The organism is Azonexus sp. IMCC34842 (assembly GCF_050368855.1).
In the GTDB taxonomy this organism is placed as follows: domain Bacteria; phylum Pseudomonadota; class Gammaproteobacteria; order Burkholderiales; family Rhodocyclaceae; genus Azonexus; species Azonexus denitrificans_A.
The window spans coordinates 2,320,528-2,334,109 of the sequence record NZ_CP178449.1 but is presented as its reverse complement, the minus strand read 5'-3'; the positions used below and the strand labels follow the sequence as shown (position 1 = coordinate 2,334,109).

Here is a 13,582-nt window from a genome sequence, read left to right as displayed (position 1 = left end):
GAGTTTCCTTAAGCAACGATCAGCTTGCCGCCGATGAGAATGAGCATGGAGGCCAGCAAGCGGCGAAGAATATGTTCCGGCACCTTGGCGGACACCTGCGTGCCGAGCCAGATGCCGGGCAGCGAGCCAAGCAGCAGGCTGCCGAGCAGAGCCCAGTCGACGCCGCCCAGGGCCCAGTGGCCGAGGCCGGCGACCAGCGTCAGCGGAACGGCATGCGCGACATCCGATCCGACAATCTTGACCGGCGATAGTTTCGGGTAGAGAAAGAACAGCGCGGCGACGCCGAGGGCGCCGGCACCGACCGACGAAATGGTGACCAGGACGCCGAGGGTGGCGCCGATGGCGATGGTGATCTTGCCCAGGCAGCAGCGGCGGAGCGCCGAGTCTTCGTGCTGGCTGGCGTATTCCCGCAGTTTGCGGCCGAACAGAATGGCGATGGCGGTGAGCAGCAGCGCAAAACCGAGACCATGCGAGATGACTGCGCCGATCACGTTGCTGCCCTTGGGCAGTTGCGACAGTATCCACAACGTCAGGGCGGCGGCCGGGATGCTGCCGAGCGCCAGCCGGCCGGTGATTGCCCAGTCGATATGCCCTTTTCGGCCATGGGCGACGGTGCCGCCAGCCTTGGTCAGCGCCGCGTAAAGCAGGTCGGTGCCGACCGCGGTGGCCGGGTTGATACCGAAGACCAGGACGAGCAGCGGCGTCATCAGCGAGCCGCCGCCAACACCGGTCAGGCCCACGATGGCGCCCACGGCAAAGCCGGAAAGGGTATATAAATAATCCATGGCGCGCATCGTATCAGCCACTATTTGAATCAAAAAGAATATTGGGTTAGATTGTTATATCTATCGGTTATTAAGTGCTGCCATGAAACTTCAGCAATTGCGTTACATCGTCGAGATCCAGCGTCAGGGATTGAATGTTTCGGAAGCCGCCGAAGCGCTGTATACCTCGCAGCCCGGCATTTCGAAGCAGGTCAGGCTGCTCGAGGACGAACTGGGTGTGGCCATCTTCGAACGCAGCGGCAAGCGCTTTACCGGCGTCACCGAGCCGGGCAAGACGGTGCTGGCGATCGCCGAGCGCATCCTGCGCGAAGCCGAGAATCTCAAGCGGGCGAGCAGCGAGTTCGCCACCGGCGACAGCGGTCGCCTGGTCCTGGCGGCGACGCACACCCAGGCCCGCTACGCGCTGCCTATCGTGGTCCGTGATTTTGTCGCCCAGCATCCGACGGTCAAGCTGGAAATGCACCAGGGCAGCCCGACGCAGATCGCCGAATGGGTGGTGTCCGGCGAGGCGGATATCGGCATCGCCACCGAGGCGCTCGATCAGTACCCGCAACTGATCACGCTGCCGGTTCGCCAGTGGAGCCATTGCGTCATTGCGCCGGAAGGCCATCCGATTCTGCAAACGCTGCCGCTGTCGCTCAGCGAATTGGTCAAATGGCCGCTGATTACCTACGACACGGCTTTCACCGGGCGCTCGCGGATCAACCGGGCGTTCGAGCGCATCGGCACCGAACCCAATGTCGCGCTGACCGCGCTCGATGCCGACGTGATCAAGACCTACGTCACCCTTGGCCTCGGGCTAGGCATCATTTCGGCGCTGGCCTTCGATGCCCAGCGCGATACCGGGCTGGTTGCGATCGATGCGGCGCAACTGTTCGAATCGAATACCACCCGTCTTGCCTTGCGCCGGGGCAGCTATCTGCGCCGCTACGACTACGACCTGATTGCCCTGTTCGCGCCGCATCTGTCGCAGCATGTGGTCAAAGTGGCGATGCAGGGGGGGAGCGATGCATATGATCTATAACCTTTGGCATATTCTCAGTGACACATTTCCCGTTTAATCTTCGCCGCCTATTCGGGAGATTTGCTGATGAATGCCGTACCAGACGAAAAGCAGTTGCAGAAGCTGTTGCAGGGCGTCGATATTCCGCCCTGTCCGGCGATCCTGGTTGAACTCGATGGCGAGCTGAAAAAGGATGCGCCTGATCAGCGCGAGATTGCGCGCCTGATCAGCAAAGACGTGGCACTTTCCGGGCGCGTCATGCTGATTGCCAATTCGCCGGCCTTTTCGACCGGCCACAAAATGGATTCGATCATTCAGGCGCTCAACGTACTGGGCTCCCAGCAGCTATTCAATCTGGTGATTTCGCAGTTGCTCAAGGTCGCGCTGTCCGGCAAGCCCGATGTACCGATGGATCGTTTCTGGGAGTCGTCGGCCCAGACGGCGCGCGTCTCGGCCGAACTGGCCAAGCGGTTGCGCTGCGTGCGCCCGGATGTCGCCTATACCTTCGGCCTCTTCCATGATTGCGGCATTCCGCTGCTGATGAAGCGCTTCCCGCAAACCCGTGAAGTGCTGGCCGAAGCCAATACATCGGAAGAACTGACGTTCACCGAAGTTGAAGAAAAACATCTGGGCACCAACCACACGATTGTCGGCTACTTTCTGGCCCGCCGCTGGCACTTGCCGAGCGATGTGGCCGAGGCCGTTCTGCACCATCACGATTACCCGATGCTGGCGCGCTCGGACACGATTTCGACTACGGCGCGGGCGGTGATTGCGGTCAACGTCCTGGCCGAGCACATCATCCGTCTGCATACCCAGGGCAAGGGCGAGGAGGAATGGGCCAAGGCCGGGCCGCATGCCTGCGAATTCCTCAATCTTTCACTTGCGACGGTCGACGACCTGATCGAGGATTTGCGCGACTGGCTGGGCTGATGGCTGCATGCGCGGCGCTGGGTCGCGCAGGATAAGGGAGGGCGCCGAGAACGGCGCCAGCTTTTCAAGAAAGTCGAGCAATTCGAGGACCGGCGAGTTGCGGAAGAATTTGGCGGCCGGCGTATCCATCCAGATGCGGTCGGCGTAGGCATACAGCTCGTGCGGCTGGTCGCCGATGCCGTCGCCATCGCGGTCGAAGCCCTCGTAGCCATCCCAGCTGTTACCCCACCAGACGTCGCTCATCGGGTCGCCGTCGGCGACGATGCTGACCGGCCACAAATTGCTGCGGAAGGTGTTGCCGATGGCGATGTGACTGCCCCTGACGCCGTAGAAATAAATGCCGGTGACGTTGTGGGCGATCAGGTTGTTGACGAAGGTCATCCGGTTGATCGGATTGGTTGACGAGTCGGTCATGATGCCGTGCGCGCAATGAACGATCTCGTTGCCGTCGATCAGGGCTGCCGAGATCTCTTTCAGGGCGATGCCGGCGCCGGCCGGGTCCATGGCATGGATGATCAGGTTGCGGCGGATGATCAAGCCATCCGAGTTCAGCGCAACGATCCCGGTCGAATTGTTCTCGAAGCGGTTACCCTCGATCAGACTGCGGTGCGCAAACAGCAGGTTGAGCGCCCGCCGGCTGTTCTTGACGGTATTGCCGACGAAGCGGTTGCGCGGGGCGTTGCTCACCGTGATGTCGCGAATCTGCGCGATATCGTTCTGTTCGATACGGTTGCCGGTGCTGTACCAGAGACGGAGGCCGTCGCCGCGGTCGGCTGAAGGCCCCGACCGGGAGCGGATGCGGTTGCGGCGCACGATGCTGTCGTTGGTCTTGTGCAGCGAGATGCCGAACAGCACGTCCTCGATGACGTTATTCTCGATCAGCAATTCGTTGCCTTCGGCCATCAGGCCGCCGTCCAGCTTGTCATGCGAATCGCCGCTGTTACGCAGGGTCAGGCCGCGCAAGGTGACGCGGTCGGCCTTGACGGTGAGTACGGTGCCGCGGCCGCCGGCGTCGATGATGACCTTGCAGTCGCCGTCCAGGGTGATCGGCTTGCTGATCACCGCCGGTCCCTGGTAAGTGCCGGGCGGCAGACGGATGACGGCGCCCGGCAGGGCGGTGTCGAGCCAGGGCTGCAGGGCTTGGGCGGCTTGCCCGGGCAGGGCGAAGCAAAGACAGGCGAGAGTGAGCAGGCGAAGGATCGTCATCGAACCCGGATTGTCGCGCTGACGGATGTCAATTGACGTTCACCTGCATCAAGTTTTGCGACAATTGACTTGGCTTATTCCCAATGTTCGGTAACTTCGCTGGCCCAGGCGGTGGCCGAGAGCAGGGCGCGGTTAACGGCATGGGGTTCGAGGCCGGCGGCGAGGGCGGTGCTTTCCATCCGCGCCAGGTCGAAGGCATCGCTGGCTTCGGCCACGGCGAGCAGATCGGCAAAGGGGCCGCGGCGTTCGAGCAAGGCGGCGCGCACGTCCTCGGACAGTGGCATGTCGTTGAGCAGCTCGGCCAGCGGACGGTGCAGCAGGCGGTCGAGACAGGAGAAGATGCCGGTCAGGAAGAGCGGGTCCTTGGCCTTGCCGGGCATCAGCTGTTCGCCGAGAACTTCCATCAGGCGGCCACGGGTGAGGGCGCTTTCGACCAGCAGCCAGTCGCCGAAATTCGGTTCGCGGACCGAAAAGAGCAGCACGGAAAGCCAGCGGGTCAGCCGCTGCCGGCCGAGGATGATCAGGGCCTGACCGAGCGAGTCGATGCGGTGGTCGAGGCCGAGGGCCGCCGAATTCAGATAGCGCAGGATGCGGAAGGTGAGCAGCGGGTCCTGCTTCATCGCCTCGGCGATTTCCGCGGTTTCGGCATCGCCCTGGACCAGACGCAGCAGATGCAGCAACTGGACCTTGTGCGGGTCGGCGCCGACTTCGTTGGGGCGCTGGATGGTTGCCGCGGCAAAGCGGCCGTGGAAATAGTCGAAATGCGTTTGATGGCAGAACCGATGGTCGTCCAGCGTTTCGATGTTGCCGCCGAACAGATGCACCGGGTGCGTCTTCTCGCTGGCCCGGAAAGCCGAGGAGAAGTCGCGGATGGCGCCGGCCTCGCTGCTGCCGACGTCGACCACGCCATAATCGGCGAGCAGGATGCTTTGCGTGAAAGCGGGATTTTTCGGCTGACGGAAGATGCCGATCGCCAAACCCCGCTGGCGCAGCGTTTCCAGGCGGGCGCAGAGCGATTCGGCGTCGGCGTCGGGAGCCAGCTGGATGAGCAAGACAAGGTTTGTGGTTTTCAGGCTGTCCACGGCCGGCAGTTCAAGACTGGCCGAGTTCAGTGGAATGAAGGCCAGGCTGGTGTTCCAGGCTTCCGGACTGGCATTCAGCGTGGCCAGCAGACTCTGATCGAATTGTCGCTGCCGCTCGCTGTCGGCATTGGCCTGGAGCATCGAATCCTGCAGGAAAAATAGGTGGCCGGCGAGGCGATTTTTGCGGTCGAAGACGGCTTCCCGGCAGAGAAATGTCGCCGCCATCGCCGGCGCTTCCGCCTCTGCTTCGTGGTGCTCGCGCTCGGCCCTGGCCGGCGTCTGGCCGATCTCTTCCTTCTGGCCGCCAAACAGTTTTTTCAGGCTGCTGAACAAGGTGCTCTCCCCCAAATAAAAATGCCCACCTCAGGTGGGCATTCTCGCATGGCTGGCCGAAGCTTAGTTTACTTTGGCCTTGGTGCGGAGGTCCTTGACCAGTTGCTCGATCTGCTGCTGGCTGGCGCGCTGCTGCAGTTGCTGCTTGACCTGGTCGAACGGCGGCGGGGTCATCGGGCGGGAGTCGTCGAGCTGGATGACGTGGTAGCCAAAGTCGGACTTGACCGGAGCCTTGGTGTATTCGCCCTTCTTCAGCTTGACCAGCGCTTCGCCAAATGGCTTGACGTAGGTGGCTGCGGAACTCCAGCCGAGTTCGCCGCCCTTGTCCTTGGAGCCGGGATCCTTCGACTGCTTGGCCAGATCGGCCAGCTTCTCGCCCTTGTCCAGCTTGGCGATGATGGCCTTGGCCTCGTCTTCCTTCTCGACCAGGATATGGCGCGGCTTGTATTCGACGCTGCCGAGATTGCTCTTGATGCCTTCGTATTCAGCCTTCAGGCGATCGTCGCTGATCGGGTTGGCCTTGACGTATTCGGCGAGAAAGGCGCGGATCAGGACGGCCTGCTTGGCCAGTTCGATCTGACCGGGAACCGTGCCCTTCTTGTCGAGGCCCTTCTTCTTCGCTTCCTGAGCAAGGATTTCGCGGCGGATCAGCTCTTCCTTGACGGCGTTTTGCAGTTCCGCATTGTCCGGGGCTCCCTGGGCCTTCTGTTCGGCGACGAACGCGTCATAGACCGATTGCGGGATGGCCTGGCCGTTGACGGTGGCAAAAGACTTGCCCTGAGCGAAGACCGGGGCGGAAACAAGGGCGCCGGCAAGCAGCAGAGCGACCAGGCGGGGGGTTTTAAGCATGAAATTTATCCTTGGGTGGGGGAAAACCAAAAAATTATACTTCGTCGGGTGTCAGTGCGCGGATGCTCAGCGCATGAATTCTGCCGCGCATCAGATCGCCCGCTGCATCATAAATCAGACGGTGACGGGCAACCGTGTTCTTGCCGGCAAAAAGAGGCGAGACAATGTCCAGTTTGTAGTGGCCGCCATCCTTGGCGCCGGCATGGCCGGCATGCCGGTGCGACTCGTCCTCGATGACGATCGATGCGGCATGCAGAACGGCCAGCCGCTGGCGCAGCAACTCGACAGTGTCGCCGCTCACGCCGGCAGGGCCTTCTTGAACGGCTTGACCGTGACCTTGGCGTAGACGCCGGCGGCAATGTAGGGGTCGGCGTCGGCCCAGGTCTGGGCGGCGGCCAGCGAGGCAAATTCGGCAATGATGATGCTGCCCGAGAAGCCGGCCGGGCCGGGGTCCGGCGCATCGATGGCCGGGCACGGGCCGGCCAGGATCAGGCGGCCGTCGGCCTGCAATGCCTGCAAGCGGGCGAGGTGGGCAGGGCGGGCGGCCAGCCGGGCTTCGAGCGAAGCCGGGACGTCTTCACCAATGATCACATAAAGCATTATTTATCTTCCTCAACATATTTCGACAGCAGCATGCCCTGGCCGACGACGAAGACCAGCAACAGGCCCATGCCGCCGAACAGCTTGAAATTGACCCAGACATCGGTCGGGAAATTGAAGGCGATCACCAGATTCAGCACGCCCATGAAAATAAAGAAGGCCACCCAGGAGAAATTGACCTTGCTCCAGACCGCTTCGGGCAGGGTCATCTGCTCGCCGAGCATCGCCTTGATGGCATTCTTTTTCAGGACCAGCGCGCCAAAGGCCATGCTGCCGGCGAACACCCAGTAGAGGATGGTCGGCTTCCACTTGATGAAGGTCTCGTCCTGGAAAATCAGCGTCATGCCGCCGAAGAAGCTGACCAGCACAAGGCTGACCCAGAGCATCTTGTCGACCTTGCCGTGCCGGAAGTGGACCCAAGCGATCTGGGCGACGGTCGCCGCAATGACGACAACGGTGGCTAGCAGAATCGGGGCCTGTTTGATGTCGACTGCCGCTGAACCGAGTAGGGAGCCAACCCAGCTCGCCGCCAGTTCCGGGTTCTTTTCGGAATACTTGAAGGCGATGAAGAAGAGGATGACGGGGAAGAGGTCGAAGAGTAGTTTCATGGCGGGGCATTATATACTCACCGCCGACGGCGTTCCGCCAGCCCGGCGAACGGGTTGTGCCGGAGTGGCGTGCACCCCAACCGGCAATGCGAGAGCTCATGAACACCGTTTTGATCGTCGACGACAGCGATATCAACCTGACCCTGATCAAGGCGCTGGTGCTCAAGCTGGGGGAGTGCACACCGGTGCTCTTCGACAACCCGCTGAAGGCGCTTGAATGGTGTCGCGAGAACGTGCCGGATCTGGTCATCGTCGATTACATGATGCCGGACATCGACGGGCTGCGCTTCATCAGCGCTTTCCGCGCGCTGCATGGGCGCGATGAGATTCCGATGCTGATGATCACCGCGAACGACCAGAAGGATGTCCGCTACGAGGCGCTGCTCGGCGGCGCCAACGATTTTTTGACCAAGCCGATCGACCGCGTCGAGTTTTCGGCGCGCGTTCGCAACATGCTGTCGCTGCGCCAGGGCCAGAAATTCCTGGCCGATCGGGCCGAGCATCTGGCTGAACTGGTCGAAGAGCGCACGCGGGAAATCCGCAATCGCGAGAAGGAATTGATCTTCCGGATGTCGCGGGCGGCCGAGTTTCGCGATCCGGAAACCGGGGCCCACATCCAGCGCATGGCCCATTATTCGCAGGTGATCGTCCAGGGGCTAGGACTCGATGCGGCGACCCAGCAGTTGATTCTTGAAGCCGCACCGATGCACGATGTCGGCAAGATCGGCATCCCCGATTACATACTGCTCAAGCCGGGCAAGCTCACGCCGGAAGAGTTCGAAGTGATGAAGGGCCACGCCAGGCTTGGTTTCGAGCTGCTCAAGGATAGCGGCTCGGATATTCTGCGGGCCGGTGCCGAAGTGGCGATTTCCCATCACGAGAAGTTCGATGGCAGCGGCTACCCGCATGGACTGAAAGGCAGCAAGATTCCGTTGTTCGGGCGTATTGTTGCAGTGGCAGACGTTTTCGATGCCCTGAGTTCGGAGCGGCCGTACAAGAAAGCCTGGCCGCTTGAGAAGGCGCGCAAGTTTCTCGAAGACGGTCGTGGCCAACATTTTGACCCGCTGTGTGTGGAAGCATTTCTCGCTGGCTGGGAGCGGATTCTCGAAATTCGCCAGCGGTTCTCGGATGAAGAAGTGCCGATGCTTTAGGCCTTGGACGCCTAACTTCTCGGGCGACCGGTATCGGCTGACAGGAGAATGGAATGACTGGGAAGTTCGTGCTGGACAAGGCGGCGATACTTGAGCGCCTGGGGGGCGATGAAGATATTTTCGCGATGATGCTCGCCATGTATTTGCAGGATGTCGATCGGTATTCTGCCAATATGGCCGCCGCCGTGGCGAGCGGTGCGCCGGCCGAGGTGCAACGCGAGGCGCATACGATCAAAGGCTTGCTGGCCACTTTTTCCGACGATCTTGGTGCGGCCGACGCTTCGGCCATCGAGCGGAAAGCCAAGGCCGGCGATATGGATGGGCAGGAGGCGGCCGTGCAGGCGCTGCAGGCCCGCCTGTATCACGTCGCCGAGATATTAAAGGCGGAAAGCCTCCTCCCCCGGTAAGCGCAGGCAATCGGCGGCTCCAGCGCTGCCGCCGGCCGGCAAGTGCGGGACGACGCCAAGTAGCGGAGCGGGCAACAGGGCCTGCAAAGTAGCCAGATTTTCGGCAAAACGCGACATCGCCGGATCGATCCGGTTGGCGACCCAGCCGGCAAGCGGCAGACCGCGTGCCGCGATGGCTTCGGCGGTCAGCAGGGCGTGGTTGATGCAGCCGAGGCGCATGCCGACGACCAGGATCACCGGCAGGCCAAGGGCGACCGCGAGATCGGCGGTGCTCTGGTCAACACCGAGCGGCACGCAAAAACCGCCAACCCCTTCGACGATTAGCAGCTCGGCCTGCTCTTCGGCCGTTGTGCAGGAAGCCTGGATGGTCGCGAAATCGATGCGGATACCTTCTTCGGCAGCGGCAATGTGCGGAGCAATGGCGGCCTTGAAACAATACGGGTTGATGATGGCGGTCGGTAGCGCGACGTTGCTCGCCGCCCGGATGCATTCGACGTCGTCGTTCCGGCCGGCGGCATCGGTCCCGGCGGCGACCGGCTTCAGGCCGGCGGCGGCCAGCCCGAGCTGGCGGGCGCGCTGGAGCAGGGCGCAGGTGATGAAGGTCTTGCCGATTTCGGTATCGGTACCGGTGAGGAAGTAGGCCTGTTTCATATCCGGGCAATCAGGGTGATGACGTCGTAGGTCAGCGGCAGGCCGGCTGGCGTGCGCAAGGTTTCGAATGCCGCTTCGGCCCGGCTGAAGGCGCTGCGGCTCATCAGGTTGGTGCGCCGGCCGGCCCCCAACTGGTTGGCGCCGATCGCCTTGACCGCCTTGAGCAGGCTCCGGAAATCGGCGTAATGGGCGATTTCCCTGGCGTTCGTCACTTCGATCGCGGCAAAGCCGCTCTCGGCGGCCATGCGGTCGATTTCTTCCGGGGAATGAAAGGCCAGCGTGTGGCGGTAGCTGTCTACGCCGGCGAAGGCGTGGCGCAATTCGTGGAAGGTGGCCGGGCCGAGGCTGGCGATGGCCAGCTGGCCGCCCGGGCGCAAGACGCGGCGGGCTTCGCCGAGGACGCGGGGCAGTTCGCACCACTGCACGGCCAGGCTGGACCAGTAGAGGTCGAGGCTGGCATCGGCCAGCGGCAGATGTTCGAGATCGCCGGCCAGCCGGCCGCAGGCGACCGGGATCTGTTCCAGCATGGCTGGCGAAAGATCGACGGCTAGCGTCGTTGCCGTGGGAAAACGCGCTTGCAACAAGGTTATGGCATGGCCGGTGCCGCAGCCGGCATCGAGCAGCCGGGCCGGTTGCAAGCCGGCCGGCAGGGCGGCGGCCAACTGCGCGCAGATCGTACGCTGGACGGTGGCGGCGCTTTCGTAGGTGGCGGCGGCGCGTTCGAAGGACTGGCGAATGCGTGCCTTGGTCGGTCTAGTCATCAATAAAGGCGGTCAATCGGGCGAGAAAATCGTCCGGGCGGGAGATGAAGGGGGCGTGCGCGCAGTCGGCGAAGACTTCCAGGCGGGCGCCGGGGATGGCGGCGGCCAGCGCTTCGCCGGCGGCCAGTGGCATCAGCGGGTCGGCCGCGCCGTGGATGAGCAAGGTCGGCGCTTTGACCTGCCGGGCGAGGTCCCGCAAATCGACATCGCGCAGCCAGTTCAGGCCGGTCGTCAGTGTGGCCGCCGGTGGCAGCCGGTCGGCCAGGTCGAGCAGTTGCCGCGTCACTTCCCTGGCCCGGGCATCGCCGCGATTGAAACCGCCGACGAAGCGCGGCAGTATGGCCGCGGGGTCGGCCGCGACGGCGGCGGCGAATTCGGCCAGCATGGCCGGCGGCATGGCGTGCGACCAGCCGGCGCGCTGGACGAAGGAAGCGGTGCCGGCGACCAGGATCAACTTGCCGACTTTTTCCGGGGCGCGGGCGGCCACGGCCAGCGCCAGCTGGGCGCCGAGCGACCAGCCGCCGAGCGTCGTGCCGGGTTGCAGGCGCTCGGCGAGATCGTCTGCTGCCGCAGCGAAATCGCTGATCAGCGGCGCATCGCGATAACCGGGCAGGTCGAAAATCTGCCCGTGCAGCGGATCGATTGCTGCATGCAGCGGGCCGCGGCCCAGGGACCAGCCGGGCAGGAAGACGAGCGGCGGGGTCATGCGAGTTCCCTGAGGGCGTCGATCAGTTGGTCGATATCGGCGGCGCTGTGGGCGGCGGAGATGGAGATGCGCAGTCGCGCCGTGCCCGGTGGCACGGTCGGCGGGCGGATGGCCGGCAGCCACAGGCCTTTCTCCCACAAGGCGCTGGCGAGCTGCACGGCGGCTTCGTTGGCGCCGACGATCAGCGGCTGGATGGCGGTGGCTGAGGGCAGCAAATGCCACGGCAGATCGCTTAGGCCGTCGCGCAACTGGGCGATGCGGGCAAACAGATTGGCCCGGCGGGCATCGCCCTGGCCGATGATCTTCAGGCTGGCCGACAGCGCGCAGGCGACAGCCGGCGGCGCGGCGGTGGTGAAGATATAGCTGCGGCCTTTTTGCAGCAGGTATTCGATGGCCGTGGCGGAGCCGGCGACGAAAGCGCCGCCGACCCCGGCCGCCTTGCCGAGCGTGCCCATCAGCAGCAGGCGCGGCCGATAGGGCAGGTTGTAGTGGGCCAGGCTGCCTTGGCCCTGCGCGCCGAGGACGCCGAAGCCATGTGCGTCGTCGATCACCAGCCAGGCGTCGTAACGCTCGGCCAGCGCGAATAGCTGCGGCAGCGGCGCGAGATCGCCGTCCATGCTGAATACGGCATCGCTCACGATGATTTTGCTTGGCGCGTTGCTGGCCGCCAGCATGGCTTCGAGCGCCGCCATGTCGTTGTGGGCATAGCGCCGGGTGTCGGCACCCTGCGCCTTGGCCAGTTGCATCGCATCGATCAGCGAGGCGTGGTTCAGCTTGTCGGCGAAGACCGCGCTGCCACGCCCGGCCAGGGTTGGCGTGACCGCCAGATTGGCCAGGTAGCCGGTGGAGAAGGTCAGGGCGCGCGGAAAACCGACGAAGGCGGCGATTTCCTTTTCCAGCGCTTCGTGCGGCGCCAGATGGCCGCTGACCAGGTGCGAGGCACCACTGCCGGCCCCCCAGTGCAGCGCGCCGTCGGCCATCGCCCGGGCAATGCCGGCATCGCCGGCCAAACCGAGATAATCGTTGCTGGCGAAATTGAGCATTTCGCGGCCGTCGACGGTCGCGGTCCGGCCGCAGGGCGATTCGAGCACGCGCCGGCGGCGGGTCAGGCCGGCTGCGGCGATCTCGGCCAGTTCGTTGTTCAGGCGATCTTCAATCATGGTTGGTCTGGAAAGGCGGAGCGATCGAGTCGTCGGCAAGAAAGGCGGTCAGGCTGGCCAGCACTTCATCGTCCCAGGACCACATGAAGGAGTGCCCCATGTCGAATAATTGCAGGCGCGCGCCGGGAATGTGGCGTGCCAGATATTCGCCATGGGCCAGCGGCAGCAAGCTGTCCGCCCGGCCGTGGATGACCAGCGTTGGCGCGGCGATGGACTTGATGCCCTCGAGCCGGTCCGGCGAGGCGGCGACGGCCAGGGCGTGATGAAAGGCGGCCAGCGGGTTACTCGTGCGCCCGGCCGCCCGGCGCAGGGCGGCCGTCAATTGGGTACGGGGAAATTCGCGGCTGCCGCCGTAAGTCAATGCCCAGCCGGTCAGTACGTTTTGCTCGATAGCGGCGGCCGATCCGGGGGGCTGGGCGAGCGTTGCCCGGATGTAGTCGAGCAGGGCTGCGCCCGGCCCGGGCAGGGCAAAACTGACGGTCGGCTGGCCTATGGTTGCGGCCATGTACGGCCGCTGGTCGGCCGAACTGGAAATCAGCACCAGGCGGTCGACCGCCTCGGGATGCTCGATGGCCAGCAACTGCGCGATATAGCCGCCCATCGACAGGCCGACCACCGTCGCCTTCGCCAATTGATGGCCGTGCAGCACGGTGAGCGCATCCTGCGTCAGTTCAGCCAGCCGGTAGGGCTGGGCCTGGAAATCGACATTCGACGACTGGCCGGTATCGCGATGGTCGTAGCGGATGACGTAGTAACCGAGGCTGGCCAGCCGCTGGCAAAAGGCATCCGGCCAGAAAATCCCCTGGTTCATCGCGCCCATGATCAGCAGGATCGGGCGGTCGCCCGGTTGGCCGAAAGCCTCGGACCACAAGCTCAGCCCATCCGTCGTTCGTATCGTTTTTTCCATACTCGTCGCCACTTCGCCGCTCAGCGATTTCAGCGCAGTAACACCAAAGCCAGGCTGATCCCGGCGGCGAGGCCGACGACGAGAAGCGTCCTGCTCAGCCAATAGACCCGCCGGATCAGTTGCGTGTTCTGATCGGCCAGCGCCTTGATCAGTTGCGAGGAATCGATCATTTCTTTCTGCAGGCGGCTGACATCGCCGGCCAACGCGCCGATCCTCGCTTCCAGATCGGCCAGGGTCGGGGCTTCCGGCGCGAGCTTCGCCGAACTGCTGGTCGGCGCTCCGGCATCGGTCGCCGGCTTCTTCCCTGCCACGGTCTCCCACAGCTTCTTGGCGCCATCGGCCACCTTCGGCGCATTGCTGACGACGTCGGTCCAGGGAACTGCTTTGAGAATGCTGAGCCAGCCTATTGCCATGGGAAAACCTTTATGGAATGTCGGTGC

The 13,582-nt window shown here is 63.6% G+C and carries 17 protein-coding genes; 4 read left to right on the top strand and 13 right to left on the bottom strand.

Annotated features, from left to right (window positions below; translation table 11 throughout):
* Window positions 1-8: 8 nt before the first annotated feature.
* Window positions 9-785, bottom strand: coding sequence for a sulfite exporter TauE/SafE family protein (locus ACLIKD_RS11115; RefSeq protein WP_428825113.1), 777 nt, complete (start codon window positions 783-785; stop codon window positions 9-11).
* A gap of 82 nt (window positions 786-867) precedes the next feature.
* On the opposite strand from ACLIKD_RS11115, the gene ACLIKD_RS11110 reads away from it, so the two are divergent.
* Both ACLIKD_RS11110 and ACLIKD_RS11105 read left to right on the top strand, forming a co-directional pair.
* A complete protein-coding gene (locus tag ACLIKD_RS11110; RefSeq protein ID WP_226416216.1) occupies window positions 868-1,809 on the top strand; it encodes a CysB family HTH-type transcriptional regulator in 942 nt (313 codons plus the stop codon).
* Between the two features lie 66 nt (window positions 1,810-1,875).
* Complete coding sequence (locus ACLIKD_RS11105) at window positions 1,876-2,721, top strand: HDOD domain-containing protein (RefSeq protein WP_226471029.1); 846 nt, start codon at window positions 1,876-1,878, stop codon at window positions 2,719-2,721.
* On the opposite strand, the gene nosD is transcribed toward ACLIKD_RS11105, so the two are convergent.
* The 6 genes from nosD to ACLIKD_RS11075 all read right to left on the bottom strand — a co-directional run bounded on the left by nosD (window position 2,668) and on the right by ACLIKD_RS11075 (window position 7,399).
* Window positions 2,668-3,927, bottom strand: a complete 1,260-nt coding sequence (nosD, locus tag ACLIKD_RS11100) for a nitrous oxide reductase family maturation protein NosD (protein ID WP_428825112.1) — start codon at window positions 3,925-3,927, stop codon at window positions 2,668-2,670. The genes ACLIKD_RS11105 and nosD overlap by 54 nt on opposite strands.
* A 74-nt stretch (window positions 3,928-4,001) precedes the next feature.
* Window positions 4,002-5,342, bottom strand: a complete 1,341-nt coding sequence (locus ACLIKD_RS11095; protein WP_428825111.1) for an EAL and HDOD domain-containing protein — start codon at window positions 5,340-5,342, stop codon at window positions 4,002-4,004.
* Window positions 5,343-5,405: 63 nt separating this feature from the next.
* Window positions 5,406-6,191: a peptidylprolyl isomerase gene (locus ACLIKD_RS11090; RefSeq protein WP_428825110.1), complete on the bottom strand. Its 786-nt coding sequence runs from the start codon at window positions 6,189-6,191 to the stop codon at window positions 5,406-5,408.
* 34 nt (window positions 6,192-6,225) lie between these two features.
* Window positions 6,226-6,492, bottom strand: coding sequence for a BolA family protein (locus ACLIKD_RS11085; RefSeq protein ID WP_428825109.1), 267 nt, complete (start codon window positions 6,490-6,492; stop codon window positions 6,226-6,228).
* Complete coding sequence (locus ACLIKD_RS11080; protein ID WP_428825108.1) at window positions 6,489-6,791, bottom strand: YciI family protein; 303 nt, start codon at window positions 6,789-6,791, stop codon at window positions 6,489-6,491. The genes ACLIKD_RS11085 and ACLIKD_RS11080 overlap by 4 nt, the downstream gene beginning before the upstream one ends.
* Window positions 6,791-7,399, bottom strand: a complete 609-nt coding sequence (locus tag ACLIKD_RS11075) for a septation protein A (RefSeq protein ID WP_428825107.1) — start codon at window positions 7,397-7,399, stop codon at window positions 6,791-6,793. The genes ACLIKD_RS11080 and ACLIKD_RS11075 overlap by 1 nt, the downstream gene beginning before the upstream one ends.
* A gap of 98 nt (window positions 7,400-7,497) precedes the next feature.
* Here ACLIKD_RS11075 and ACLIKD_RS11070 point away from each other — a divergent pair, with 98 nt between their 5' ends.
* Together ACLIKD_RS11070 and ACLIKD_RS11065 are read left to right on the top strand one after the other, a co-directional pair.
* The gene (locus ACLIKD_RS11070; RefSeq protein WP_428825106.1) at window positions 7,498-8,550 is read left to right on the top strand and encodes an HD domain-containing phosphohydrolase; all 1,053 of its coding nucleotides are present in this window, start codon (window positions 7,498-7,500) and stop codon (window positions 8,548-8,550) included.
* Window positions 8,551-8,603: 53 nt separating this feature from the next.
* The gene (locus ACLIKD_RS11065; RefSeq protein WP_428825105.1) at window positions 8,604-8,957 is read left to right on the top strand and encodes an Hpt domain-containing protein; all 354 of its coding nucleotides are present in this window, start codon (window positions 8,604-8,606) and stop codon (window positions 8,955-8,957) included.
* Here the strand turns inward: ACLIKD_RS11065 and bioD are convergent.
* The 6 genes from bioD to ACLIKD_RS11035 are packed head-to-tail and all read right to left on the bottom strand — an operon-like array spanning window position 8,928 to window position 13,555.
* On the bottom strand, window positions 8,928-9,608 hold the full coding sequence (bioD, locus tag ACLIKD_RS11060) for a dethiobiotin synthase (RefSeq protein WP_428825104.1): 681 nt from the start codon (window positions 9,606-9,608) through the stop codon (window positions 8,928-8,930). The two genes, ACLIKD_RS11065 and bioD, sit on opposite strands and share 30 nt — an antisense overlap.
* Window positions 9,605-10,369: a malonyl-ACP O-methyltransferase BioC gene (gene bioC, locus ACLIKD_RS11055; protein WP_428825103.1), complete on the bottom strand. Its 765-nt coding sequence runs from the start codon at window positions 10,367-10,369 to the stop codon at window positions 9,605-9,607. The genes bioD and bioC overlap by 4 nt, the downstream gene beginning before the upstream one ends.
* Window positions 10,362-11,075: an alpha/beta fold hydrolase gene (locus ACLIKD_RS11050; protein WP_428825102.1), complete on the bottom strand. Its 714-nt coding sequence runs from the start codon at window positions 11,073-11,075 to the stop codon at window positions 10,362-10,364. Before ACLIKD_RS11050 ends, bioC begins: the two co-directional genes overlap by 8 nt.
* Complete coding sequence (gene bioF / locus ACLIKD_RS11045) at window positions 11,072-12,235, bottom strand: 8-amino-7-oxononanoate synthase (protein ID WP_428825101.1); 1,164 nt, start codon at window positions 12,233-12,235, stop codon at window positions 11,072-11,074. Before bioF ends, ACLIKD_RS11050 begins: the two co-directional genes overlap by 4 nt.
* Window positions 12,228-13,142 (bottom strand): alpha/beta fold hydrolase, encoded by a 915-nt coding sequence (locus ACLIKD_RS11040; protein WP_428825100.1) that lies wholly within the window; start codon window positions 13,140-13,142, stop codon window positions 12,228-12,230. The genes bioF and ACLIKD_RS11040 overlap by 8 nt, the downstream gene beginning before the upstream one ends.
* Window positions 13,143-13,171: 29 nt before the next feature.
* Window positions 13,172-13,555: a hypothetical protein gene (locus tag ACLIKD_RS11035; RefSeq protein WP_428825099.1), complete on the bottom strand. Its 384-nt coding sequence runs from the start codon at window positions 13,553-13,555 to the stop codon at window positions 13,172-13,174.
* Between the last annotated feature and the right edge of the window lie 27 nt (window positions 13,556-13,582).